The sequence below is a fragment of the Acidiphilium cryptum JF-5 genome (genome assembly GCF_000016725.1).
GTDB lineage: Bacteria > Pseudomonadota > Alphaproteobacteria > Acetobacterales > Acetobacteraceae > Acidiphilium > Acidiphilium multivorum.
In genome coordinates this window covers 179,017-203,589 of the sequence record NC_009467.1, presented here as the reverse complement: position 1 = coordinate 203,589, position 24,573 = coordinate 179,017, and the positions used below count along the sequence as shown (strand labels likewise).

At 62.3% G+C, this 24,573-nt stretch carries 23 protein-coding genes and 3 pseudogenes; 15 read left to right on the top strand and 11 right to left on the bottom strand.

Annotated elements, in window-relative coordinates; genetic code table 11:
• Positions 1–8 precede the first annotated feature (8 nt).
• The 4 genes and pseudogenes from ACRY_RS00845 to ACRY_RS18420 form a co-directional block, all read right to left on the bottom strand.
• Positions 9–731, bottom strand: a complete 723-nt coding sequence (locus ACRY_RS00845; protein ID WP_011930421.1) for a TVP38/TMEM64 family protein — start codon at positions 729–731, stop codon at positions 9–11.
• Positions 732–867: 136 nt separating this feature from the next.
• On the bottom strand, positions 868–1,509 hold the full coding sequence (locus tag ACRY_RS18430) for a MerR family DNA-binding protein (RefSeq protein ID WP_231295198.1): 642 nt from the start codon (positions 1,507–1,509) through the stop codon (positions 868–870).
• A 15-nt stretch (positions 1,510–1,524) separates the two neighbouring features.
• Positions 1,525–2,683 (bottom strand): annotated as a pseudogene (merA, locus tag ACRY_RS00835) (mercury(II) reductase); the annotation flags it as partial.
• Between the two features lie 266 nt (positions 2,684–2,949).
• Positions 2,950–3,312, bottom strand: a pseudogene (locus ACRY_RS18420) (transposase); the annotation flags it as partial.
• Positions 3,313–3,443: 131 nt separating this feature from the next.
• Here ACRY_RS18420 and ACRY_RS00830 point away from each other — a divergent pair.
• Positions 3,444–4,028 (top strand): NAD(P)-dependent oxidoreductase, encoded by a 585-nt coding sequence (locus ACRY_RS00830; RefSeq protein WP_011930424.1) that lies wholly within the window; start codon positions 3,444–3,446, stop codon positions 4,026–4,028.
• Here ACRY_RS00830 and cobA read toward each other — a convergent pair.
• The 5 genes from cobA to ACRY_RS00805 form a co-directional block, all read right to left on the bottom strand.
• Entirely contained in the window at positions 3,997–4,782 is a 786-nt protein-coding gene (cobA, locus tag ACRY_RS00825) for a uroporphyrinogen-III C-methyltransferase (protein WP_011930425.1), read from the bottom strand. The two genes, ACRY_RS00830 and cobA, sit on opposite strands and share 32 nt — an antisense overlap.
• The gene (locus ACRY_RS00820) at positions 4,760–7,174 is read right to left on the bottom strand and encodes a molybdopterin-dependent oxidoreductase (RefSeq protein ID WP_011930426.1); all 2,415 of its coding nucleotides are present in this window, start codon (positions 7,172–7,174) and stop codon (positions 4,760–4,762) included. The genes cobA and ACRY_RS00820 overlap by 23 nt, the downstream gene beginning before the upstream one ends.
• Positions 7,128–7,838: an IS6 family transposase gene (locus ACRY_RS00815; RefSeq protein WP_011930427.1), complete on the bottom strand. Its 711-nt coding sequence runs from the start codon at positions 7,836–7,838 to the stop codon at positions 7,128–7,130. Before ACRY_RS00815 ends, ACRY_RS00820 begins: the two co-directional genes overlap by 47 nt.
• A gap of 23 nt (positions 7,839–7,861) precedes the next feature.
• The gene (locus ACRY_RS00810) at positions 7,862–8,338 is read right to left on the bottom strand and encodes a serine hydrolase domain-containing protein (RefSeq protein WP_011930428.1); all 477 of its coding nucleotides are present in this window, start codon (positions 8,336–8,338) and stop codon (positions 7,862–7,864) included.
• A 268-nt stretch (positions 8,339–8,606) separates the two neighbouring features.
• Positions 8,607–9,722 (bottom strand): hypothetical protein, encoded by a 1,116-nt coding sequence (locus ACRY_RS00805; protein WP_050751059.1) that lies wholly within the window; start codon positions 9,720–9,722, stop codon positions 8,607–8,609.
• On the opposite strand from ACRY_RS00805, the gene ACRY_RS18050 reads away from it, so the two are divergent.
• The 7 genes from ACRY_RS18050 (at position 9,721) to repC (ending at position 18,419) form a co-directional block, all read left to right on the top strand.
• Positions 9,721–9,984 carry a hypothetical protein gene (locus tag ACRY_RS18050; protein WP_050751058.1) on the top strand — a complete coding sequence of 88 codons (264 nt, stop codon included), beginning with the start codon at positions 9,721–9,723 and terminating at the stop codon, positions 9,982–9,984. The genes ACRY_RS00805 and ACRY_RS18050 overlap by 2 nt on opposite strands.
• Before the next feature lie 496 nt (positions 9,985–10,480).
• Positions 10,481–10,930 carry a helix-turn-helix domain-containing protein gene (locus tag ACRY_RS20025; protein WP_011930431.1) on the top strand — a complete coding sequence of 150 codons (450 nt, stop codon included), beginning with the start codon at positions 10,481–10,483 and terminating at the stop codon, positions 10,928–10,930.
• A complete protein-coding gene (locus ACRY_RS18410; protein ID WP_011930432.1) occupies positions 10,927–11,505 on the top strand; it encodes a PIN domain-containing protein in 579 nt (192 codons plus the stop codon). Before ACRY_RS20025 ends, ACRY_RS18410 begins: the two co-directional genes overlap by 4 nt.
• A gap of 114 nt (positions 11,506–11,619) precedes the next feature.
• Positions 11,620–12,747 carry a site-specific integrase gene (locus ACRY_RS00785; protein ID WP_011930433.1) on the top strand — a complete coding sequence of 376 codons (1,128 nt, stop codon included), beginning with the start codon at positions 11,620–11,622 and terminating at the stop codon, positions 12,745–12,747.
• Between the two features lie 1,952 nt (positions 12,748–14,699).
• The gene (gene repA / locus ACRY_RS00780) at positions 14,700–15,869 is read left to right on the top strand and encodes a plasmid partitioning protein RepA (protein WP_152982781.1); all 1,170 of its coding nucleotides are present in this window, start codon (positions 14,700–14,702) and stop codon (positions 15,867–15,869) included.
• Between the two features lie 2 nt (positions 15,870–15,871).
• Complete coding sequence (repB, locus tag ACRY_RS00775) at positions 15,872–16,840, top strand: plasmid partitioning protein RepB (RefSeq protein ID WP_011930435.1); 969 nt, start codon at positions 15,872–15,874, stop codon at positions 16,838–16,840.
• Positions 16,841–17,027: 187 nt separating this feature from the next.
• Positions 17,028–18,419, top strand: coding sequence for a plasmid replication protein RepC (gene repC / locus ACRY_RS00770; RefSeq protein ID WP_011930436.1), 1,392 nt, complete (start codon positions 17,028–17,030; stop codon positions 18,417–18,419).
• Between the two features lie 89 nt (positions 18,420–18,508).
• Here the strand turns inward: repC and ACRY_RS00765 are convergent, their stop codons facing one another.
• Together ACRY_RS00765 and ACRY_RS00760 are read right to left on the bottom strand one after the other, a co-directional pair.
• Entirely contained in the window at positions 18,509–20,704 is a 2,196-nt protein-coding gene (locus tag ACRY_RS00765; protein ID WP_011930437.1) for an ATP-dependent RecD-like DNA helicase, read from the bottom strand.
• A 277-nt stretch (positions 20,705–20,981) separates the two neighbouring features.
• Positions 20,982–21,248, bottom strand: coding sequence for a WGR domain-containing protein (locus ACRY_RS00760; RefSeq protein ID WP_011930438.1), 267 nt, complete (start codon positions 21,246–21,248; stop codon positions 20,982–20,984).
• 393 nt (positions 21,249–21,641) lie between these two features.
• Between ACRY_RS00760 and ACRY_RS00755 the strand changes: the two genes are divergently transcribed.
• From ACRY_RS00755 to ACRY_RS18405, 7 genes and pseudogenes are all read left to right on the top strand, one after another.
• Positions 21,642–21,941, top strand: a complete 300-nt coding sequence (locus ACRY_RS00755) for a DUF1778 domain-containing protein (protein ID WP_007424913.1) — start codon at positions 21,642–21,644, stop codon at positions 21,939–21,941.
• A gap of 5 nt (positions 21,942–21,946) precedes the next feature.
• A complete protein-coding gene (locus ACRY_RS00750; protein ID WP_043508851.1) occupies positions 21,947–22,459 on the top strand; it encodes a GNAT family N-acetyltransferase in 513 nt (170 codons plus the stop codon).
• Between the two features lie 132 nt (positions 22,460–22,591).
• The gene (locus tag ACRY_RS00745) at positions 22,592–22,894 is read left to right on the top strand and encodes a type II toxin-antitoxin system VapB family antitoxin (RefSeq protein ID WP_231295196.1); all 303 of its coding nucleotides are present in this window, start codon (positions 22,592–22,594) and stop codon (positions 22,892–22,894) included.
• A complete protein-coding gene (locus ACRY_RS00740; protein ID WP_011930441.1) occupies positions 22,891–23,301 on the top strand; it encodes a type II toxin-antitoxin system VapC family toxin in 411 nt (136 codons plus the stop codon). The genes ACRY_RS00745 and ACRY_RS00740 overlap by 4 nt, the downstream gene beginning before the upstream one ends.
• 65 nt (positions 23,302–23,366) lie before the next feature.
• Positions 23,367–23,570, top strand: coding sequence for an antitoxin VbhA family protein (locus ACRY_RS00735; RefSeq protein ID WP_043508801.1), 204 nt, complete (start codon positions 23,367–23,369; stop codon positions 23,568–23,570).
• A 214-nt stretch (positions 23,571–23,784) separates the two neighbouring features.
• The gene (locus tag ACRY_RS00730) at positions 23,785–23,973 is read left to right on the top strand and encodes a hypothetical protein (RefSeq protein ID WP_035187637.1); all 189 of its coding nucleotides are present in this window, start codon (positions 23,785–23,787) and stop codon (positions 23,971–23,973) included.
• Positions 23,906–24,544, top strand: a pseudogene (locus ACRY_RS18405) (ArdC-like ssDNA-binding domain-containing protein); the annotation flags it as partial. The gene ACRY_RS00730 and the pseudogene ACRY_RS18405, both read left to right, overlap by 68 nt.
• Positions 24,545–24,573 lie beyond the last annotated feature (29 nt).

Sequence of the window (24,573 nt, the reverse complement as noted above, 5' to 3'; positions counted from 1 at the left end):
GGGACGCTTCATGATCCAGAGCGTGGGCGGGCCGGCGATCTCCGGCCCGGCCGGTGCGGTGGGAGACGCTTCCGCAGTAGCTTGACCGCGAGCCAGGCCAGCAGCACACCGGCGAGGACGACCAGCCCCGCTTCGCCGGAAACGCTGGCCAGACGATCTCCCAGTACCACCATCAACAGGGTCATGGGGAGGATTCCAAGGCCGGTCGTCCAGGTGAAGGTCCACCACGAGATACGCGCGAGGCCGACCGCGTAGTTGATCAGGTTGAACGCGACGATCGGAATCAGGCGGAGGATGAGAAGTGGTATCGCGCCCCGCGTTTCCGCCCAGTCATCGAGCGTGTGCCGATATCGTGCGGGGACGAATGTCTCGACGAGGGGGCGGCCGAAGAGGCGCGCGAGGCCGAAGGCGGCCCAGGCCCCGAGCATCGCGCCGGTCCAGGTGATCACGGTTCCCCAGACGGGCCCGAAGATCATGCCGTTTGCAACCGCGATCACCTCGGCTGGCAGCGGCAGGAAGGAATGCGCGATCATCAGGGAGATCGCGGCGAGCGCGCCCCATGCGCCCCAGGAGCGGATGATGCGGACGATTGCGTCCGGCGAGGCGGTCAGCCCATGGAAGGACAGGCCCGCCGCAAGCGCAACAACACCCGCCACGGCGAATAGCCCGAGCGCGCCGAAGGCCAGAACGATCCGCAGACGTGCCGGATTGGGTTTGTTGCCTTGCACCATAACTGTAGCGTTCGCCGGCTTCAGGCCGGAGACGCCCAGTATCCTCTATGGTTGTCGCTGTCCGGCATAGGGCGTCTGGGCGCAGGATCGAAGGCTTCCTGCATGCGGGGGGAGGCGGCGGGTGGTTCAGATATGGTCATGGTGATGATCCTGGCCTTCGGATAGCGCCACCATCATGCGCAACATGTCCGGTGCACCAGTGCTCAGGAACCGCAGCGCTAGGAGTGATGATACCGCCAGGAGCAGGATGTTGAGGATCGGCGTGTAATTCAAGGAAATATGGGCAAGTGCGACGGTCTCGTTGCGGATGCGGGGCACGGCGCCGAAGGCAGCAATGATTGCGTCGATCGGATAACCCGCGATCACCGTCGTCAGGTAGAAGAGATGCGCTGGTGAGATCGTCGAGGATCGGACAATCTCGCTGATGATCGCTCATGCAAAAATCTGCAAGGTGTTCGATCGCTCTGGCCATAGAAACGAGTTCGGCAATCTTGCTGCGCATGGATTCCGGATGAGCCAGAGCAATCCGCTTGACATCCGCGCTCGGCCGGTTGGTGTCACCCCAGAGTGCGAGAAGCTGACAGATTGTCGCGATCAGGTTGCCGAGCGCGCGCCCCCGCCTGATGAACCTCAGCCAGTGTACATCATCAGAACCATAGGTGAGGTAGTCGTTCTCCTGCCAAACCGGCCTTGCGATCAAGCCGATCGTCTCATAGTGGCGGATCATCTTCGCGGAGACGATATTGTGAGTTGGCGTGAGCATATCTGTATCCAGCACGTCGGCTGCCTCACCTCAGCCGGCGCAGCAGGAGAGTTGCTTCACGTCCTTGCTGAAGGTCTGCGCGGCAAGCTTCAAGCCCTCGACCATCGTCAGGTAGGGGAATAGCTGGTCGGCCAGCTCCTGCGCTGTCATCCGCGTACGGATCGCTAGCGCCGCCGTCTGGATCAGTTCGCCAGCCTCTGGGGCCACCGCCTGTACGCCGATCAGCCGACGGCTACCTTCCTCGATCACCAGCTCGATGAAGCCGCGCGTGTCGAAATTAACGAGCGCGCGAGGCACGTTGTCGAGGGTAAGCGTGCGGCTGTCGGTTTCGATGCCGGCTTGGCGCGCTTCCTGTTCACTCAAGCCCACGGTGGCGACCTGCGGATCGGTGAATACCACAGCCGGCATCGTCGCGAGATCGAGCGTCCCGCTGCCGCCGGTCATGTTGATCGCCGCCCGTGTGCCTGCCGCGGCCGCCACATAGACGAATTGCGGTCGGTCGGTGCAATCTCCAGCTGCGTAGATTCCCTGCGTGCTGGTCAGCATGCTCCGATCGGTGACGATTGCACCGTTGGCGTTCACGGTGACATCAGCCGCGCTGAGATTCAGATCCCGCGTGTTCGGCGCACGACCGGTCGCGACGAGCAACCTGTCGGCACACAATTCACCCTTCCCGGTCGCGAGGACAAATTCGTCATTCCGGTAGTCAACCCGGCTGGCCTCGGTATGTTCGAGGACTTCGATCCCCCCGGCGCGGAAGGCAGCGGCAATGGTCTCGCCGATCAGTGAATCCTCATGGAAAAGCAGCGTGTGACGCGCCAGGATCGTTACTTGGCTGCCCAGCCGGGCGAAGGCTTGCGCGAGTTCGACCGCAACAACCGAGGAGCCGATCACGGCTAGTCGCCCGGGAATCGTGTCGCTGACCAATGCCTCGGTCGAGGTCCAGTAAGGGGTTTCGCTCAAGCCCGGGATCGACGGAATGGCGGGACTGCCGCCGGTGGCGATCAGGCAGCGGTCGAACGCGACGGTTCGCGCGTTTCCATCGGTCAGGCTCACGGTCAGCGCCTGTGCTGAGTCGAACCGCGCCGCGCAGCACGGTGATGGACGGATTTGCGGTCAGAACGTCTTCGTACTTTGCATGGCGGAGTTCCTTGATCCGGCTCTGTTGCTGCGCGAGCAGCCGGTCGCGGAGAACGTATGGCCCGCCCCGTCCGCAAGGGGTGATTTTCATCTGGCTCTAATCAGTCTGCTTCAACGTATCCGGTCTCGGGCTTCGAACCCGGCCAAGATGGAGATCCGCGCGGCCTGATCCTCATAATCACACCGGCCTCGGAGGCCGTTCACTGCGTCAGGTTTTCAAGCCGCCGTTCGACTGTCAGGCCATCTTCCTTTCACCTCACGCAGACATCGACTGCCCTTTCGCGCCCAACTGTGAGCGCTGTTCGGGCGATTCCGTCATGCGGCCGCAGCCGCCGCTTCGAATTGGGCGTCGTAATCGCAACCGTGCGCCAAAACGGCCCATGCGATCCGAGCCAGCTTCGCGGCCAGCGCGACTACGACCACGTTCTTATGCGCTCGATCGAGCAATCCCCGCGCCCAGCGGCCCAACGGCGTATCACGTTCGACAAGATAAGGCAGCGCCGCTCGTGCGCCATGGATCAAGTTCTTCCGCAAATAACGATTGCCGCGTTTGCTGATGCCGAGCAGGCGCGGTTTTCCACCCGTTGTCATTTGCCGTGGAACGAGCCCCAGCCACGCCGCCATGTCCCGCCCACGTTTGAATGCATGCGCCTCGCCATGGGCGGCCTCTGTCTGGGTTTCGGTCGTAACGCAGCGATTTTTGAACTTCTGAAAGCAGACAAGGCGCCGCTATCCTCCTGACGCACGATTGTGAGCGATCTTGCGGTTGCTAGCCTTGATGCGGTTCCGTTTCCTGTTGGGATGATCTCATGATTCCGATCGTGCTCGATCCGAGCTATTGCCGTCTCGGCGTATGCGGCAACGGTCCTATGTCGCTTCGCAGGCTGCGTGCGCTGTGTGAAGGCGGCGCCGATGCCGCCCTTCTGTTCAGTGAGGATCCGGATGCGGCGACAATCGCGGAAGCTGGCGCCGCGCTATGCCGCAGAATGCCGACGGGCGATGACCTCGCGCGACTGCATGCGCTCTGGATCGTCGACGTTCCGGACGTGGTTCGCGCGGGCCTGGTCGCGGCGGCGCGGGCGGCGCGCGTGCTGGTGAATGTCGAGGACCGCCTGCCCGACTGCGACTTTCATTCCGTGGCGCAGGTGAGGCGCGGCGATCTGCTGCTGACGGTCTCGACCGGCGGTCAGGCAGCCGGCCTGTCCTCTGTGCTGCGTCGGCATCTCGAAGTCGAATTCGGGGCGGACTGGGCCGCACGGCTGTCTGAAATCGCGGTACTTCGCGAGCGATGGCGCGCCGAAGGGATGTCGATGCCCGAAACGGCTCGCCGGATCGCCGACCATGTCGAGGCGCGGGGCTGGCTCACGACAGCTCGCGGGCGTCCGCCTGAATAGTCGCCACCGGAACCGCCGCGTCGAGCGCGGCGCCGATCAGGATCAGCGCCGGGGCCGCGAGATCGGCGGCGGCGATTCCGTCTGCGAGGTCGATGAGGCGGGCAAGCCGGCGCGTCTCGCCCGGGCGGCTGACATTGGTCAGCAGCATCGCCGGCGTGGCGGGATCGAGCCCGGCCTCGATCAGGCGGTCGGCGATCGCTCGGGCGTGGCGGGAGCCCATGTAGAAGACGAGGGTCGAATCGAGCCGGGCCAGTGCCGCCCAGTCCTGAGGCGGTAGCCCGCCATCGGCGGTGTGGCCGGTGACCAGGGTGACAGCGCGCGCCCTGCCCCGCGCGGTCAGCGAGACGCAGGCAGACGCCGCCGCCGCCGAGGCCGCTGTGATCCCCGGGATCACCTCGACCGCAATGCCTGCGGCCCGCAAGGCCGCGATCTCCTCGCCGGCCCGGCCGAAGATCATCGGATCTCCGCCCTTCAGCCGTAGCACCCGAGCGCCGGTGCGCGCGCATTCGACAAGGCGGCGGTTGATCTCTGTCTGGCTCATCGCGTGCCGGCCACACCGCTTGCCGACATGGATGAGGACGGCATCCGGGGCGGCAAGGACCAGGATGCGAGCATCGACCAGCGCATCATGCAGGATGATTTCGGCGGCGCCGATCGCCCGTACGGCCCGCAGGGTGAGAAGATCCGGATCGCCCGGCCCGGTGCCGGCGAGGATGACGGGATGCGCCTTGCTATTCGGCGGCAACGAGGTCATGGCGGAGAAATCCCTTCAGTTCGGAGTGGCATGAACCGCAGCCGGTGCCGGCGCCGGTGGCCGCGCCGATCGCCTCGACGCTCCGGCAGCCGGCGCGGATCGCGGCACGGATCGCGGGTTCGGCAACCGCGTTGCAGACGCAGACCTGCCGCCCGCGGGTCGCGGTGGCGCGGGCGGGCTGGCCAAGCAGGAGCGTCGGATCGGCTCCTGCTTGTGGGGCCGCGAACAGCGCCTCCAGCGCCTCGGGGTCCGGCAGCGCAAGCTCCGCCGGCGCGACGTGGAGAAGGAGCTGGACGCCGGCCCGGTCGAGCACGGCGAGGCGGAAGACCCCGCGCGCCGGGTCGGCGTAGTCGAGGAATTCGGCACCCTCCGGCAGCACCAGCAGCCACCGTGCCGCGTCCACGGCGCTGCGGGCGGCGAGCGGGGCAAACCCGGTAAAGCGCGACAGCGCCAGCCCGCCCGGGCGTAGTGCCTGCGACCAGACGGCTTGTTTGCCAGCCGTCATCGCGCAGGAAGCGGCACGTCCGATAGCAATGGCCCGCCAGAGCGTCGGCACCGCCGCAAGTTTCACTGGCGAATGCTTGAAGGCCGGCTGGCCGGAGATCGGGTCGGTCGCTGAAACAGTGAGGCGGTTGACGCTTCCGGCGCTGCCCTGCGCTGCGGTCCAGTGTATCGCAGCGAACACCGAACCTTCGCACTGTCCCGGCGAGATCGCTGCCGGGAAGACGATGCGCGCCCCTTCGCTCCCGGCGGCGACAAGATCACCGGGCAGCACGCCGAGTCGCGCCGCGTCCGTCGGTGCGAGTTCCAGGGTCGCGGCATCTTGGTGGGCCATCAGTTCGGCGACGCGACCGGTGCGCGTCATGGTGTGCCATTGGTCGCGCAGCCGGCCGGTATTGAGGGTGAAATCCGTGCGCGCGTGGCGGAGCGGTGATATGGCGACGAAGCGGGCCCGCCCGTCTGGCGTCGGGAAGTTTCCCTCGGCAAAGAGGCGATCTCCGGCCAGAGGCCAGCGCAGCGGGCGCATTGCGTCGTAATCGTCATCCGGGATGGCAGCGAGCCCGCCGATATTGAACCGCCGTCGCCCGAAGTTGCGGAAAGCGGAGAGTGCCGCGTGTTCGCGGAAGATCGCGGCCGGCCCGTCCCAGGCGAAGGCCGCGCCATGGCCGAGCCGCCGGGCGAGTTCGGCGAACATCCACCAGTCGGGTCGAGCAGCACCGGGAGCGGGACGAAACGCCCGCTGGCGGGAGATCATGCGCTCTGAATTGGTGACGGTGCCGTCCTTCTCGGACCACCCTGCCGCTGGCAGCAGGACATGGGCATGGGCGGTCGTCGCCGTGGGCCAGCAATCGGCGACCACGAGGTGCGGACAACGGGATAGCGCGTCGCGCACGTCGAGGCTCGCTGGCAGGGATTCGGCGGGGTTGGTGCCGGCGATCCAGAGGGCGCGTATCTTGCCGTCGGCGACGGCACGGAACAGGTCGACCGCCTTCAGCCCGGGCCGGCGCACGAGGTTGGGGGCGCCCCAGAATTCGGAGAGCGTCGCGTGGTCGTCGGGGTCGTCGAAGCCGAGATGCGCGGCGAGCTGGTTGGCGAGGCCGCCCGCCTCGCGGCCGCCCATCGCGTTGGGCTGGCCGGTCAGCGAGAACGGTCCGGCGCCGGGCCGGCCGATCCGTCCGGTGGCGAGGTGGAGGTTCAGGATCGCGCCGATTGCGTCGGTCGCCGTCTCGGACTGGTTCACGCCCTGCGAAAAGGCGGTCACCATGCGCGGGGTGGAGGCGACCCAGCCGGCGAGGGTTTCGAATGCGGCGGGATCGATCCCGTGCTCGGCCTGCCGCGCGGCGGCCAGCGCGGCGTCGAACCCGGCGGTGTGCCGCGCGATATAGTCGCGATCGAGCGCGCCGCGGTCCGCGCAGGCGGCGAGCAGCGCGCAGAACAGGGCGAGGTCGCCGCCGGGGCGCACGGCGAGGTGCAGGTCGGCGAACTCGGCGGTCGCGCTACGGCGGGGATCGATCACGACAATCCGCGTCCCGCGCGTCGCCCGGGCGGCAAGTGCGCGCTGGAACAGGACCGGATGGCACCAGGCGGCGTTCGAGCCGGCGAAGATGATCAGTTCCGCCTCGTCGAAATCCTCGTAGATCCCCGGGACGACGTCCTCGCCGAAGCACCGGCGGTGGGCGGCCACCGCGGACGCCATACAAAGCCGGGAATTGGTGTCAATATTGGCACTGCCGATGAACCCCTTCATCAGCTTGTTGGCCACGTAGTAATCCTCGGTCAGGAACTGTCCGGACGGGATTGTCAGGTTGATCGAACGAGGTGTGATTTGACCGAGACGCGATCGATCAGGCGGCGAGATTGGCGGCGTAGTCGGTCCAGAGCAAAAATGCATCGGCTCTTGCGTGGCGGTAGGATCTGGCGGAGAGGCGATGGCGTTTTGGGCGGAACAGGGTGGTGATCTGGTCGTGGGTGGCGAGAAATCTCTGGGCATGACCTGGGGATATGAACCGACCCATTATCTTTTCTCGTCGCCTGGTGTGACGATGGGATGCTTCGATCCGGTTGTTCAGCCGCTTGTGCGATCGGTGATCGGCGCTGCGGCAATCCGTGCGAAGGGCAACGTCGTAGCTCCGTAGCTTATCGGTCACCACGACGCGCGGCTGACCCCATCGGCGCATCAGCTTGCGGAGAAAACGCCGGGCGGCTCGGGCATCTCGCCGCTTCTGGACCAGGATTTCCAGCACGTCACCGCGATGATCAACTGCCCGCCAAAGCCAATGCTTCTCGCCGCCAATGGTGATCACCATTTCATCGAGGTGCCATTTGTCGCCGGCCGGCAGCCGATCGCGACGGATTTGCGCGGCGATCTGCGGGCCAAACCGATCGACCCAGACGCGGATCGTCTCGTAGCATACTATCACGCCGCGAGCGGCCAGAAGATCCTCAACGTCCCGCAGGCTGAGATTGAACCGGTAATAGCTCCAGACCGCATACGCGATCACCGATCGAGGGAAGCGATATCCCTTCAAACGTGCAGGCAGAGTCAAAGCCATCATCCGAAATCGCTACGGGCACACGATCACCACGTCAACCTGACAATGCTGTCCGCATACATCGGCCCGACAGGCGTCTCCTCGAGGAAATGATAGGACAGCCCGCTTGTGTGCGTCATCAAATCACGCACCATGACCGGCCGGGCCGGCGCAGTGCGCGAGCCGTCCGGCCGCAGCACGGTCAAACCGGCCAACGCGGGAACGTAGCGCGCGACGGGATCGAACAGCCGGAGCCGCCCCTCCTCGACCAGAGTCATCAACGCCGTGCACACGACCGGCTTCGTCATCGAATAAAGGCGGAAAATCGTGTCCGCAGCCATTGGTAAGCCGGCCTCTTTATCGCGAAAGCCATACTGCCCTTGCTGCACAACCACGCCGCGCCGCGCGACGACGGTGTTGATGCCGGCATAGATTCCCCGATCGACATAGCCCTGCATCGCCGCCCCGATACGCTCGAGCCGTCCCGCGCTCATCCCCACCGAGCCGCCACTACCCTTGTCCATATCTGTGCCTCCTCTCCTTTAATGTTCCGAGCTGCGTCCCATTCCAGTCGTACCGGGATGTTGGCAGGCAAGACGATGTTGTCGCAAGCATGACCAAAGATGCTTCGCTGTCGCGACGGTGAGGTCGCAATTAACGCGGAGAGGCCAGCTTCGTCCAAACCAGAAGCGGCGAGCTCATGCGCGGCGTTGTTCGAGACGAACGCCGGGTCATTCCGCTGAACCGTATAGGTTTCACCTGCTCCCCAAGGCGCACCGGTCGAGGTAGTCCCTACTCCGGCGGTCCGGCCTGACGGATCCGATCGAGGCTGATCCTGGTTTCACGGATCGCTTCATCGGCTGCCGCCATGGCCTCTTCCAGATCGCTGAAGTCGAACGCAAGCCGGGGCAGGACGCCACCGGATGGCGCCGGCGGAAGATCGGCGGGCGGCGCAGAGTGTGGCATTTCGGGCTCGATCCGGGGCCTCCCCCTTCCCCGCCCCGGCTGCGGCCGGCGTGGCGGTGCCACGTAGTCGCGCATCCGGCCCATGCCCGACAGGCCGAAGAGCCGTCGCTTGCTGCGGTGGGTCAGCTCGACGACCAGCCCGGCTTCGAGCAGCTCGCCGAGCAGGGCGTGGGCGTTCGCCACGTTCATACCGAGCCGATCGGCGAGCGATTTCGCGGAGATGATCGGGGTTGCCGCCAGGATATCGACCGCCGTGGCGGCCCGGCTGTTCTTGCGCCGCTTGCCGATCGAACCGCGCGCGACCTGCCAGGCCCGCTCAAGGTCGCGGAGGAGGTCCTGGGCGGCCGCGGCCTCGTTCGCCAGTGCGTGGAGCAGAAGCGGGATCCAGCTCTCCCGATCGAAGGGAAGGTCGCCGCCGAGGGCCTGCGGTCCGGTGATCGGCACCGGAAGGTGCAGCAGTCCGCTCTGCTGCCAGAAGCGGATGAGTGCGCCCCGCAGTGGAGCTCGTCTCCCGCCCCCGGCGAGCCAGGCATGGGCCGCGTGCGCCGCGCCGAGCAGCGGGGAGGCGCGCGCGACATCGCGCTCGATCGCCTTCATCGCCACCTGGATCTCACCCTCCTGATCAAAATCGGGCTCGACGATCCACTGGTGCATCGAGAACGCGTGGCGGGCCGCATCGAAGATGTCACCCCGCTCGGCGAGGCTCAGCCATGGATCCATGCGGAGCCGAACCCCCTCGAGCAGGGCCGCGAGATGCCACGGCTCGATCAGCTGCCCGTCCACCATCGCCTGGCGGCGCACCGCATCGAGACGGAACCGGTAGAGGAAGGCGCCGCGGAGCGGGTGCATCGAGAGGGCCTGGTCGAGCCGGGCAAACGCTCCGGCCGCCCGCTCGAAGGCGATCATCAGCTTCTGCTGGGCCTGCATTTCAGGGGGAGCCATGAAGTGCCTTGGCCCCGCCGTCCTGACCGGGCTGATGGTGAGGGTGCATAAGCATTTCGTGGATACGGTCGACCGTCTGCCGTCCATGCGCGACCTCGCCGTCACCGCCCCGACCTGGCAGGCGCGGCACGCCGGCCACCTTGTGCCGGTCGTCTCGACCGGACCGCCCGACGAGCGGCCATGGAGCAAAACCCCGAACCGCCGCGGGCGCGCTGATTCTGCTCCGGCCCCTGATGGAGGAAAGGAATCGGGCCTGGGCTGAGCGGAGAGCTGGGAAAATCCTCGAACGGAAAATCAATATCTTGATCCGTAATTTTGCGCCATATGCCGTATAGCACGAAATAACCGTCTTTTTCATGGGGTGATCGGGATTTTTTAACTGATTTCCTGATAAGCATGGTTGTCGCTACTACATAAATTTCGTAGGATTCCGGGCGCAGAACCGCCCGATTCGCGCTCAGGAGAGGCCCCTCGTGCCCGATGACACCGCATTCGCACCGCAAGACCGCCCCGACACGCCATCGGCCGGCAGCCTGGTGCCCTCCCCGCCCCCGCTCGCCGGCAACCGCTTCCTTCAGCTTGGGCGCCTGAAAAAATGCCGGCAGCCAACGGCACGCTCGCCGACGCACACAACGCCGGCCCCCTCGGACATAAGCGACATGTCATTTACACTTATTACACCTTTTTCGTTTATTTCACTTGTTGGCGAGGGGTTATTGCCCTAGCTAAGAGCCAGATCAAAAAATGAGGAGGGGTTGATGGCGAAGGCTGCGACCGATCTGACGCATCGCCTTCCGACTTCCGATGAAGTCCGAAGCGCGAATGACGCTGCAATAGCACTTGCGCGAGCAAAATCGCGGGATGGCGCCCTCATTCTTGGCGAAGGATCGAGCGAGCAGCTGCGCCTAGCTCCCGCGATCAGTGAGTTGCTCGTGGATATCCTTGGGCATATCGCGCGGGGAGAGATGGTAACCTTTGTTCCTGTCGGGTCGATGTTGACGACGCAACAGGCAGCCGATTTGCTCAACGTCTCGAGGCCATACCTCAGCGGTCTGCTGAAGAACGGGGAGATCCCGTTTGTTCCAATCGGCTCACACAGGCGCGTTAAATTTGAAGATTTGATCGCCTACAAAAATCGGCGTGATAGCAGTCGGGAAACTGCACTGGATGAATTGGCGCGCTTGGGCCAAGAATTCGATGCCTCATGAAGCACATTGCGGACCGCTTTGTTGTCGTATTGGACGCAAATGTCCTGTATCCATTCAGGATGCGGGACATTCTTCTGTGCTTCTATCATGCTGGCTTGTTTCGGGGCCGCTGGAGCAAATCAATATTGGAGGAATGGACTTCCAATCTCTTGGCTGAAAAGCCAGGCTTGCACCACAGTATTCGTTCGCAGTTGCAAAAAATGAGTTTCGAGTTTCCAGAAGCGCTGGTTACCGGTTACGAAAGCTTGATAGGCAGCCTCGACCTGCCTGATCAGAATGATCGGCACGTTCTCGCGGCTGCGATCCGCTGCGGAGCACAACACATCGTCACCCAAAATCTCAACGACTTCCCGCCAGAGGCTCTGGAGCCATTTTCTGTTGAAGCGATTCACCCCGATGAGTTTCTTTCCAGAACATTCGAGCTCTACCCCACAGAGGCAACCGAAATCCTCGGAAAGTTGAGACGCTCATATCAGAATCCGCCGTACACTCCTTCAGAATTCGTGCTCGACCTCACAGCGAAAGGTCTCCCCAAACTTGCGTCGCAGATCCGTCCGATGCGATCGTTTCTTTGATGCGCCGCAGCCGGTTCAATCGGCAGCCCATCGTGGCAAAGTTGCTGATCCTGCGGCGAAACCCTAAGTCTCCGGGCGCAGAGCCGACCGGAGTGCGCTCAAGAGATTCTGCTCGTGCCTGACGACACCGAAATTGCGCCGCGCGAAATCCCTGACGCGCCATCGGCCGGCAGCCTGGTGCCCTCCCCGCCCCCGCTCGCCGGTGACGGGCATGCGGTCCGGCGCTGGTTCAGCGAGATCGAGGACGAGCCGGTCCCGGTGGCCGATGGCACGCTCGCCGGCGCCCGTAGCGCCGCCAGCGCCTATGCCCGCCGGGCCAAGGCGGACAACACCAGGCGGGCGTATCGGGCCGCGGTGCGCGTATGGTGCCTCTGGTGCGACCGCCACGGGCTGACGCCCCTCCCCGCCTCCGGTGCTGATGTCGCCGCCTTCCTCGCCGATGAGCGCGGCCGCGGCGTCTCGACCGAAACGCTCAAGCTCCGGCGCGCCGCGATCCGCTACCTGCATCGCCTCGCCGGCTGCCCGGTGCCCACCGATGATGCCTGCGTCGCCGAGACCATGGCGGGCATCCAGCGCGATGCCGCCTCCCGTGGCGAGATCCGCCGCAAGAAGGTGGCGGCGACGGCGACGGTGATCCGCCGGCTGTTGGCACCGATCGGCGATACCGAGCTGACTGACCTGCGCGACCGCGCGCTGATCCTGGTCGGCTTCGCCGGCGCGCTGCGGCGCTCGGAACTCGCCGGCATCAGGATCGAGCACCTGACACCGTCTGAGCGGGGGCTCCGGCTGACCCTGCCGCAGACCAAAGGGAGCCAGACCGAGGCGGTCACCGTCGCCCTGCCCTACGGCGATACCGAACTCTGTCCGGTGCATGCCCTTGAGCGCTGGCGGGTCGCCGCGGGGCTCCAGCGGGGCCCGTTGTTCCGCCGGATCTGGTCACCACCATCCGGCCGCAAGGGGCGCGAGCGGACCGAGCCACCGGGCCCGGTCATTGGCGAGCAGGCACTCACCCCGCAAAGCGTGGCCCTGATCATCCAGCGCAGGGCCATGGCGGCCGGGTTCGGCCGGCGCGACCTGGGCGGACACAGCCTCAAGCGCGGGGCGCTCACCACCGGGATGGAGCGCGGCGTCCATCCGGCCCGCCTGAAGCGGCTCGGCCGCCACAAGAGCTATGACGTGCTCGGGGAGTATCTGGAGTTCGGCGACATCTTCGACGGGCACCCGTTGGATGGGGTTCTGTGAGCCTTGAAGTTGAGGCTCTCCGTTGAAGGTAGCATATAAGACGGACCACCCGTCCCGATTTGGCGGGGAGACAAGTAGGGATTGTGCGCCCGAGAGTCTGGTAGTTGACCGCGGTCAACAGACGTAGACCTTCGATCGGAACGTCAAACTATCGGGCGTGATCCCGAAGCAAGACGTTTAGGCGCACAATTTATATGGGGTTGACCGCGGTCAACTTTAGCTTTCTCGGCCCGGCGCGCGATACATGAATTCGCATTGATGCATTTGACTTTTCACTTGGCGGGAGATGCTCTGAACCCTGTGTTCAAATTTTCGGCCGGCCCTCAGCCCGATTCTTGGCGCAAAGCCGCAACCGTCGGCGGCGAGACTGGCCAGAATATGAACGACAGTGGAAGAACCCTGCTTTGCAACGGCGTGGCTCCAACGCTTCGCGCCAATTTAATTGATGCTAGCGGTTGACCGCGGTCAACATCAACAAACTGACCTATCTTTAAATTCAAGATTGCCACCATTGTTCGGATGGGCCGCCGAGATTTGGCATCAGGGCAGGAAGGCCATTTGAATACTTAGAGAGGCACCAAGTTGACCGCGGTCAACTCCCACGCGCTGGTCTGCAAGGGCGAGCGTCGGATCTGCCAGAGCTAGTAGATCAGTTAGATACGAGGTACGCCATGATTTCATTATTGGTCGCCACTTGATCGAGTCGGCAATCAGGATCACTGCATATTCGTTGTTGACCGCGGTCAACTAGATAGACGCGTACTTCACAACATATAATTCAATGGTGGAAACAATCCTGGAGCACCGCTCTGTGACGAGGTCAAACAATGACAAGCCGGCAACGAAGTCGGGCGCGTTCGGAACGGGGTGGAACTCTGTGCAAGGTCTAACCGCGAGTGCGCGGCTCAGCGCCACAGGATATGCTGGCACCGTTCGCATAGAGAACTAAGATTTAGAATAAGGTCCAAAGGGACAAATGTCGGCAACAGAGCAAAGCACGGTACTGCTGTGGATACAGCAAGAGCGCCCGGTTGACGGCAATCGTCGCGGATCTCACGACGGGACAACCAGCACGATGCAGACCGTCGCTGCCACAAAAAGGCAAATTGCGACCGATACTGCAAAGACCCCAAGTGAATTAGGTGCCCCGCGGGTTAATTGGATACCGGCCGGTTTGCATGCAGAACAATCAAAGCGATGCTCACTATGAAAATGCTGCCGCTGTCTGAGTATCAGGAGTGGCGACGGCGTCATGATGGACGTAGCCCTGGAGCATCATCGTGAGGCCGGATGAGGGACCAATTGGAAAGGATCGCCTCAACGATCACCCGCAGTATCAGGCAGGGGTGTCGCGGCAGCCGATATGTTGTGCAAATAGCCGTAGTGATAGAGATATAAGGTTGTCGCCAACTCACCGAGCTTCGCCGGTCATATTTCACGGCTAAAAAAGGGTTGTTCCATCGCACCCCGGGGCATGCTGCTTCGCGCCTCCGGACGTGGAAGGCTGGCGACAAGACTGCTCGGTTTGCGACAGAGATAAAACGCGCACTTTTTCTATCTCCACCGTCGGCAGAACCTCCCGACGATGGCATGGGCTGCCGCGGGGTAGAATCAATGAGAAGCAGTAGCCGCGATTCGCTATTGGTCACTAGCAACGTTCGACGGAGATCCGAGTCGCAAAGGCGCCGTTGCTACGCTGAGCTTGCAAGCGGAGGGGAAATCGCAACTGCTATTGGCACCGCGTTGCGGTACTGTGGAAAGAACGCACACTATGTAGCAGAAAATGCCTGACCTTCTGCCACGAATGTTGCGAATCGGTCGGTTGTTTTCTCTTGCATTGTAAACACGAATCGGGCCATAGAGACGGAAATGCCCGTGAAAGTCGCGATATGCCGTCACCAAAGCAGAGAGCCGTGGACACGAGTTCAACCGATACAACGGTCGGTCGCACGATGTTGCATGACCTGATCGCCGGTGATGCCACAGGACTATCCGAAAAACTACAGGAGCACAGGCTAAAACTCTTTCCACCGAAAGCACAAAAGACGCTCCGCCGATTCACCTCCACCGAAACCGCCAAGATCGTAGGTGTCGCGGATAGTTACCTCCGGCAACTCTCGATTGAGCACAAGGGGCCGACCCCCCAGACGACTGCACATGGACGGCGCTCGTACTCCTTTGCGGATATTCGAGCACTCCGGGAATTCCTCGACGAATCCGGGAAGGGTGACCGACGCTATCTTCCTCACCGAAGACCCGATCAGCACCTTCAGATCATCTGCGTCGCAAACTTCAAAGGTGGGTCTGCGAAAACGACCACATCGGCAAATCTGGCTCAGTACCTTGCCCTCAGGGGCTATCGCGTCTTGGCCGTGGATCTCGACCCGCAGGCAAGTTTGACCGCACTACACGGTCTTCAACCCGAATTTGATTTGGGGCCAGACGAGACATTGTATGGCGCGATCAAATATGGCGAAGGGCGCCGGCGGACAGCCGAGGTTGTTAGAGAGACATACTTCCCGGGCCTCGATCTCATACCGGGCAACATTGAGCTTATGGAGTTCGAACACGAAAGCCCCATCGCAATGGCCGAAAAGAGAGCAGGGGCGACGATGTTCTTCTCACGTGTCTCGCAAGCCCTTGCAGAGGTTGCGGACCGATACGACGTCGTTATTCTTGATTGTCCGCCGCAACTCGGATTTCTGACGCTCTCGGCGCTGTGTGCCTCAACGGCGCTACTGGTGACAGTTCATCCGGAGATGCTGGACATCATGTCGATGTGCCAGTTCCTCTTGATGACATCCGAACTACTTGGTGTCGTCGCTAAGGCAGGTGGCGACATGCAATACGATTGGATGCGCTATCTTGTTACACGATACGAGCCGACCGACGGGCCGCAGACGCAGATGGTGGCCTTCATGCGATCGCTCTTCGGCGAGCGTGTGCTGACGAATGCAATGGTTAAAAGCACGGCCATCTCTGACGCCTCGATTACAAAGCAAACGCTATACGAAGTTCCACGCGAGCAATTCACTCGGTCAACATACGATCGCGCACTCGAATCAATGAATCAGGTGAACGCGGAAATAGAGGCCCTGGTCGAAAAGGCTTGGAGCAACTGAGAATGGGGCGCAAACACCTTCTTGAACACTTGATTTCTCCACCCGAGACCTCGGCCAGTGCTCCGCAAGCCATACGGAAGCCAATGCCACGGGGGGTTGGTTTGGTCGGCGCAATGAGTGAATCGGTCGAGACGATGGTGGCCGATCTACGAGATGCCAAGGAAAAGCTCGAAACCGGAGATGTAATCGTAGAGATTGATACCGATCTCATCGACCCTTCATTCATCACCGATCGCATTGGTGAAGACGATGAAATGGACGCGTTCGTCGCGACCATTCGGGACCAAGGCCAGCGCACTCCGATTCTTCTCAGACCGCATCCGGAGAGCCGAGGGCGCTATCAAATTGCGTTTGGGCACCGCCGCTACCGCGCCCTAAAAAGGCTCGGGCGCCCGGTCAGGGCGATGGTGAAGCATCTCACCGACGAAGAACTAGTTGTTGCTCAAGGCCAGGAGAACCAAGACCGTCTCGATCTATCCTACATCGAGCGAGCATTATTCGCTGCGCGGCTCGAGGCTCGGCAGTTCCAGCGCGACGTGATCTGCCTCGCGCTTAGCATCGACAAGACCGAAGTGTCGAGAATGATCAGCATCGCTACCGCTCTGCCCGCCGAGTTGGTCGAGGCGATCGGGCCGGCACAAAAGACCGGACGTCGGAAATGGATGATCCTAGCCAAGACTGTCAAGGAAATCAGATGGCCGACCGAAATGGAACGCCTCCTCCAAGTTTGCAAATCAGGTGGTGCAGCGGACAGCGATCAGAGATTCGATCTCGTGCTGAAAGCACTATCGCGGTGCAAATCACCCGCGCAAGCGGATGATCAGGGAGGAGGGCGGCATAGCTTCACAGTAGACAAGAAGCCAGGTGTAATCCGCATCCGCTTCGATGAAACGAGCCTGCCAAAAGACATGGTGGAAGACCTCATGTCACGGGTGAGGCACGTATGCACCAGCTTTGGAGCAAAAACATGACCTAGTCAGTCAATAGAAAACCCGCCTTGCCGGGCGGGTTTCCCATCCAACTTCGCGGCGAGCGCGTAGCTATCGTCTTGCATATTTAAGATAGTTCGATCGTCCACGTTTGCCAAGCAAAAATTGCCGTTTTTGTTTGGAGAGGTGACGTGCGTCTGCCGCGATCCCAACTAGGAGAAGGATCACGATGGACACCGTTCAACGGGGTGAGAGGGTTGGCTTGGGCCATGCGCCAGGCCTCCGAAAACTCACCCCCAAGATGTTGGAAACGATTGAGGTCGCCGAGACCCATAGGTTCACCTCGGAAATGCTCCCCGGGCAGGTATTGGCTGCATTCAAAGCAGCTGCGCCGCATCTTGGGCTGCGGCCAAGCGTCGTACACGCCATCGACTGGCTCTTTCGGTTCACGAATGCCGTCGATTGGCAGCCTTCCTCCCGGCCGATCGTGTGGCCTTCCGCAATCATGCAGCAACAAGAGCTGGGTCTCGGTCCAAGCCAGGTTAAGAATCTCAATCGCCATTTGGTCGAACTCGGTCTGGTCGTGATGAAGGACAGCCCCAACGGCAAGCGATATGGTCGGCGGGACTCCAAGGGGCGCATCATCGAGGCTTACGGCTTCGATCTATCGCCGCTTGCCAGCCGCTTCACCGAGTTCCGGGCTGTGGCCGAGGAGGGGAGGGAGGAGCGCGCCCGTTTGCAGGCCCTGAAGCGCCGAGCGACGATTGCCAGAAACGGTATCCGACAGCTCCTGGACACTGCCGTCGAGCAAGGGATCTCGGGAGAGGAGTGGGAAACGCATCGCGTCGCGTCGGCTGTGGCGTCCCGTGGCATTGCCGGCAGGAATCGATCAATCGAAATGGAAATGGCGGTTGCGGGGCTTGAGCAGGCCCTGAGCGATATGCGTCGTTACCTGGAATTCGTTCTTGACGCGAGGAGAACAAAGGAAGCACAAGAATCAACCGAACTTGTGAATCTTGGCCCCAAGGGGTTAGAAAATTGCCCCCACATTACAACTACAAACCACCTTCAAAATCTGAAAGATACAGTATTTGCATCGAAAAAAAGTAGTCATTCTCCGGTTTTACCTGGTAAGGACCGGCCGTCTAAGGGGCTCGGAAATCATCTAAACTCAAGCAAGACGGCGCACGAACAACAGCGACCGGGCAAAGTTCGAATGGATACCGGTTCCCTCCTCAAAATCACACCAATGGAGCTGATTAAGCTCGCACCACGGCTGAAAACATACCTTAACAATCAGACGCCGACCTGGCCCGAGATTGTGGACGCTGCAGACTGGCTTCGCGATGAAATGGGGATCTCCAAATTCATCTGGGGCGACGCCTGTCTGGTCATGGGCCGGGAGCAAGCCGCCATCGCCGTAGCCGTCGTCTCGGCAAAGCCACTGGACCATTTCCGCAGCACTCCGGGTGGTTACTTCCACGGCCTGATCTCGAAGGCCAAAATCGGCGAACTGCATCTTGCTCGGACGATCTGGGGCATGCGCGGCGCCGGCGAGCGTCACCCGAAATGCGACCGCGACCACTTGCCTCCATCACCAGATCCAAGATCGTACGTGTGATCGGCATCGCGTGCAGCTACAAGGTTGTGATCGATCACGACCATGCGAGACATTTCGGGCGGCCTCGTAACTTCGGGAGCAGATCCTGCCTACTGCCCCAGCCATTCCCTAAGCTTCGACCATCGGCGCCGCCCCGAGATATTCCGCACGGCGATGGCGACAGCACGCCGACTGCCGACCAGAACGACTAGCCGCCGGCCGCGCGTGATGCCGGTGTAGAGCAGGTTCCGCTGCAGCATCACGTAGTGCTGGGTCAGCACCGGAATGACGACGGCTGGGTATTCAGAGCCCTGGGACTTGTGGATCGTCGCCGCATAGGCCGGCACAAGCGCGTCCAGCTCGCCGAGACCGTAGACCACCTCCCGTCCATCGAAGCCGACAGCGATCTCACCAGCCTCCGCATCGACCCGAGCAATAAAGCCGATATCGCCGTTGTAGACCTCCCGGTCGTAGTCGTTCTCGATCTGCATGACTTTGTCGCCGGGGGCGTAGGTCCAGCCGAATCGCTCGACCCGCGGTTCCGCCGCGCCGTTCAGCGCCGCCTGCAGGGTGATGTTGAGTGACCGCGCGCCGACCCCACCCCGGGCCATAGGACAGAGCACCTGGATATCGCGGATCGGATCCAGTCTAAACCGGCGCGGAATCCGCGTCTTCACCAACTCCACGATGCGCTCGACCGCCGTCTCCGGCTCGTCGGCCGCCACGAAATGGAAATCGCTCTCGGGATCGGCGCGGCCGAGATCGGGGATCTCCCCGCGATTGACGCTATGCGCCACAGTTATGATCCGGCTTGCCGCTGCCTGGCGGAAGATCTCCGTCAGCCGCACCACCGGTACCGCGCCAGACCCGATCAGGTCCGCGAGCACCTGCCCCGGTCCCACCGAGGGAAGCTGGTCGACATCTCCCACCACCAGCAGCGCTGCCTCGTCGGGGATCGCCCTGGTCAGCGCATGCATCAACGGCACGTCCACCATCGAGGTCTCGTCGATCACCAGCAGGTCGCATTCCAGCGAATGGTCGACGCCGCGGCGGAAGCCGCCGCTCGCAGGATCTACCTCGAGCAGGCGGTGGATCGTCTTCGCCTCGAACCCCGTCGTCTCGGCAAGACGCTTGGCTGCCCGGCCGGTCGGCGCGGCGAGCAGAATGCGGACGGATTTTGCAGCGAGGATCCGCAGGATCGCCCGGACGATCGTGGTCTTGCCGACACCCGGTCCGCCGGTGATCACCAGCAGCTTTGCGGTCAGCGCCAGCCGCACCGCCTCACTCTGGCTCGCCGCCAGATTCATGCCGAGATGGCTTTCCACCCAGCCGATCGCCTTGTCGGCATCGATCGATGGCCAGGATGTTGCACCGGAGGCAATAATTCGCAGCCGCTCGGCGATACCCTGTTCCGCCCGATACAAGCCGGCCAGGAACACACAGTCAGTCCCCGCCACCTGATCGGCGATCACCGTGCCCTCTGCCAGTTCGAGGTCGAGTGCCGTCCCGATCAGCGGCGCCGGCACCTCGAGCAGCGTTTCGGCGAGCGAGACCAGTTCGCCGGCCGGCAAGCCACAATGGCCATCATCCATTGCCGTCGCCAGAGCATGTCCGATGCCGGCACGCACCCGGATCATCGCGTCCCTGGCGATGCCGAGCTTCTCCGCGATCGCATCCGCTGTCCGGAAACCGATCCCCCTGATATCCCGCGCCAGACGATACGGGTTCTCGCTCATCACCTGCACGGCGTCAGCGCCGTAGGTCTTGAAGATCCACACGGCGCGGGCCGTGCTCACCCCATGGCTATGCAGGAACACCATGATCTCCCGCACAACCTTCTGCTCGGCCCAGGCGTTGACGATCCGCCCGGCCCGCACCGCACCGATACCCGGCACCTCGCGCAGGCGTTCGGGCTTGGCCTCGATCACGTCGAACACCGTGTCACCGAAGGCCCGGATCAGTTTCTTCGCATACACCGGCCCAATGCCGCGGATCATGCCAGAGGCCAGATAGCGCTCGATCCCCTCGGCCGTGGTCGGCGCCGATGTCCGCAGGAACTTCGACCGGAATTGCTGGCCATGAACCCGGTCGTTTACCCATTCACCGCTCGCGGTCAGCCACTCTCCGGCGCTGATCGTCGCGGCATGCCCGATGACTGTAACGAGATCACGGTGCCCCCGGGCTTTCACCCGCAACACGCAGAAACCGTTCTCGGCATTGTGGAACGTCACCCGCTCAACCAGGCCGGCGAGGACCTCGCGATCCGGTGCTTGGGCAGGGGCAGTGTCTGCGGGGCGGCTCGCCATTAGCGTATGGCACTTCGGCGGTGGCGCGGCGTCAAGTCCGCAGCCCTCGTCACCTCCAGGGCCTCGGACCCCACTGATGTTTTAGACGCCTGGCGATGCCGCTACTGATCGAATGTCGCATTCGGATGGAAAGCACGCTGGCGGAGATCACGATATAAGTCGCGACGACACGAGGCCGCCGGGTGGTTGGCATCGCGCTCGGCTACAAAGGCCTGATCGATCGGAACTTGGCTCTTCGAATGGGCCTGAGCTTGGCTTTAGCAGAATTGTATTTTTGTCAGAACCACCCTGTAGATGGATAGTCCTGATAGCCGCGGCGACGTTTGGCGCGAGCCAGACGGCGGAGGGCATCGATGGCGGTGCCGAGATCGGGGAGGGGGTCAAACCGGGAGTGTGTGGAACGTCCGATCCGCCCCCAGGTTCGTGCGAGGCCGACGGCACCGAACAGGTCTGTAACGATCTCGATCTGGTAGTAGCGCTTTTCGTTGTGTTCGGGTCGGACCCGGATGAGTCTGATTTGCTCTGGGAACAGAGCCAACTGCATCGATTTGAAATCCCTTTCTGTCGCACGACACGCGTCAGATGCGGAATATTGCAGATGACCAGGTTGCAGCGAGGCGTGTCGATATATCTGACTGGATCTGGGTGCCTCGATATTTTGCTGAGAGGAGTTCATCGCCGGCAAAGTCTAACAAAGAGGCTATGCCCGTGCCACCCATATCCGTAGGCTCAAGAAGGAAGCGTGATGTCGGGATGATTGATAGGGGGAGCGAGTAAGCCGAGGCGGCTGGTGCCCTAATGAGCCAGGTTTTTTAAGAACCTTGCGCTCGCATCGTCATCCTGCGCCTCTCCTCATGAGATCGTTGGTGATGGTGTCGAGCTTTATGTATTGGATTTTGCGATACGGTGCGCTATATGGCAGGCAAGGAGATTAGCCATGGCCACAGTAGCTGAACGCAAGGAATACCCGATCTCGATGCGCTTGCCCGAGGCGGATGTTGCAATGATCGATCGCGCTGCGAGCTTGCGCGGGCGTTCGCGCACGGATTTCGTACGTGACGCCGCTGTGCGTGCGGCCGAAGAGGTTGTGATGGAGCAGGGCTTGATCCGGATGAGCGCGGAAGGCTTCGCCGAATTCATGGATGTGTTGGCGCGTCCCGCCGCTCCGGTGCCGGAGATGGTGGAAGTCCTGAAGCGACCCGCGCCGTGGGAGCCGGGTTACGTTGCCAAGCGGTGAGCTATTTGCCGCTGTCGGAGCCTGAACCACTTACCGCTGATCACGATGTATCGGAGTTCTCCTGCGGGAAATCGCCGCTCGATCATTGGCTCAAATCGCGGGCGCTTTCCAACCAGCAGAAGGGCTTTACCGCCGTCGTCGTTGTGCATGAGGCAGGTCGTGTTGTTGGATATTACGGCCTTGCTCCCACCGCTATCGTGCCGACAGTTCTGCCCCGCTCGATCCGGACAGGGCAGCCACCCAATCCCGTTCCATGCATGCTACTCGGTCAACTGGCGATCGACACCAGGTGGGCGGGGTTGGGCATCGGCACCGGCCTTGTAAAGCACGCCCTTCAGCGCTGCGTTCAGGCGGCTTCGCTTATTGGCGGTCGGGCCTTGATGGTGAATGCGGTCGACAGGGAAGCCGCCGAATTCTGGCGGCGGCGCGGCTTTGAGCAATCCAGGGACGATCCGTTGGTCCTGCTCCGCTCGATCGGCGATATCGCGGCGTCACTCGGTGTGAGGGGTGGGAACTAAAAGCCAAGTTCCTGGCATTCGGTCACATGGAAGCCGTTCGGCGGTGAAGGTAGCACTGGCAATGGGAGGAGCCAGGAAATCCATTCCGTGGCGTAGGCATATGTCGACCAGGCGATGTTCTGGTGGATATCCTTGCTCCAGGCTGAATATCGAGATATCTCTAAACAGATATTTGAATATCTTGAGGCGCCCATGCCCCTTTATATCCGCGATGATGCGACCGCCGAGCTTGTCGCCAAACTGGCGAAAGAGCGGGGTTTAACCAAACAGGATGCCGTGCGGCTTGCGGTGCAGGCCGAGCTTGACCGAACCCGCGAAGCCAAGCCCTTGCGCGAGCGCCTGCGTGAGTGGCGCGAAGCCAATCCGCTGCCGCCGCCCACAGGGTTGAAGGCAGACAAGGCATTTTTCGATGATCTGTCGGGGGAGGGGGAATGATCTTCATCGATGCCTCGGCCCTGATCGCGATGATCGCCGGCGAGGAGGATGCCGACATGCTGGCGGATCTTCTGGCCCAGGAACGCACCCGTCTCGTCTCGCCGGTTGCCATGTGGGAGGCGACGGCCGGGCTCTGCCGCAGCTTCGGCCTTTCGATGGACGGTGCCCGGCAAAAGGTGAAGAGCTTTATGAGCGCGCTCGGGATCGAGGTCATTTCTCTTGGCGAGCGTGAGTATGATCTGGCAATCCAGGCTTATGCCGATTTCGGGAAGGGGCGGCATCCGGCCGCCTTGAATATGGGCGATTGCTTTGCCTATGGCGCTGCCAAATCTTATCGGGCGGCGCTGCTGTTCAAAGGTGATGATTTTTCCAAGACAGACATTCGCCGAGCCGAAATGAACCTTTGAGGTTCCTTGAACTTCGCTGCGCTTCTGCTTAACCTCTACTTCCGGTAGTAATGAGGCGCCGCTGGATGGACCGGCTGGTCGGCAAAATTTCGGAATCCGAGATGATGCGGCGCTGGCGCGCGATCGAGCAGGCCCGTGCAGCGAATAACCGCCAGGGTTATGTTCATCACCCGGAGCTTGAGGCTGTGAATGAGCGGTGCATTCGGGGTGAGATCGACATGGCGGGGCTGGATCGCCTGATGATCGCCGCGATCCGGGCCAGGCGCTAATGCCCCCGGTTCGGTTTGCGGGCATGGCGGAAGATGCCGAGCCGCACCGCAACACTGCTCCGAACATATCCTATGAGTCCGATCCGACCGATGGCCTGTGCAACAAGGTTGGCTTGCGCAGCCCTCCCGCGCGTGCCGGGGAAGGGTAGGGGGCCGCGGTAGGGCCGGCCGATCGCACCAGACGCTACAGAACACGTTGAGAAGGAGGAGAGCCATGGACCCGAAGCAACCAATCATCTCGCGCGACCTAGCCGATCTGATGCGGCCGGGCGTCATGGTGGAGATCGACCCGGCTGAGGTCGAGCAGCTGGGACTGGTTGAGGAAACGGCACTCGATGAGGCGGATGCCTGGGAGTCCAATGCGGACGTGGAGAATACCAACGAGGCCACCCATGGCCGGTGATTATGCCCAGACGGTTGCCGCCTCGATCGTCAAGCAGTTGGAGGATGGCACCGCACCCTGGGTGAAGCCGTGGGAGCCCAGCGGCCTCCGGTTCATTCCTTACAACGCGATCACCGGCAAGGATTATCAGGGCGGCAACGCAATCTGGCTGATGGCAGTGGCCGAGATGAAGGGCTACAGCGATCCGCGCTGGACCACCTACAAGCAGGCGCAGAGCCTCGATGCCCAGGTGATGAAGGGCGAAAAGGGCACGCTGATCCAGTATTTCAAGAAGTTTGACCGGGTGCCGGTGAAGGACGAGCAGGGCCGGCCGGTGAAGGATGCCGAAGGTAATCAGGTTTACCGCAGCGTCGAGCTGGAACGGCCGCGGGTGTTTTCGGCCGTGGTGTTCAATGCCGAGCAGATCGCCGGCATGCCGAAGATCGAGGCCCGGCCCGCCCTGGCGGAATGGGAACGCCACGCCGCAGCCGAGCAGATCATGAGCAATTCCGGGGTGCCGATCATCTACCGGCCCGGCGACCGGGCCTTTTACACCCTGGCGCAAGACCGGGTCACGATGCCGGAGCGCGAGCAATTCAAGACGGCGGATCGGTTTTACAG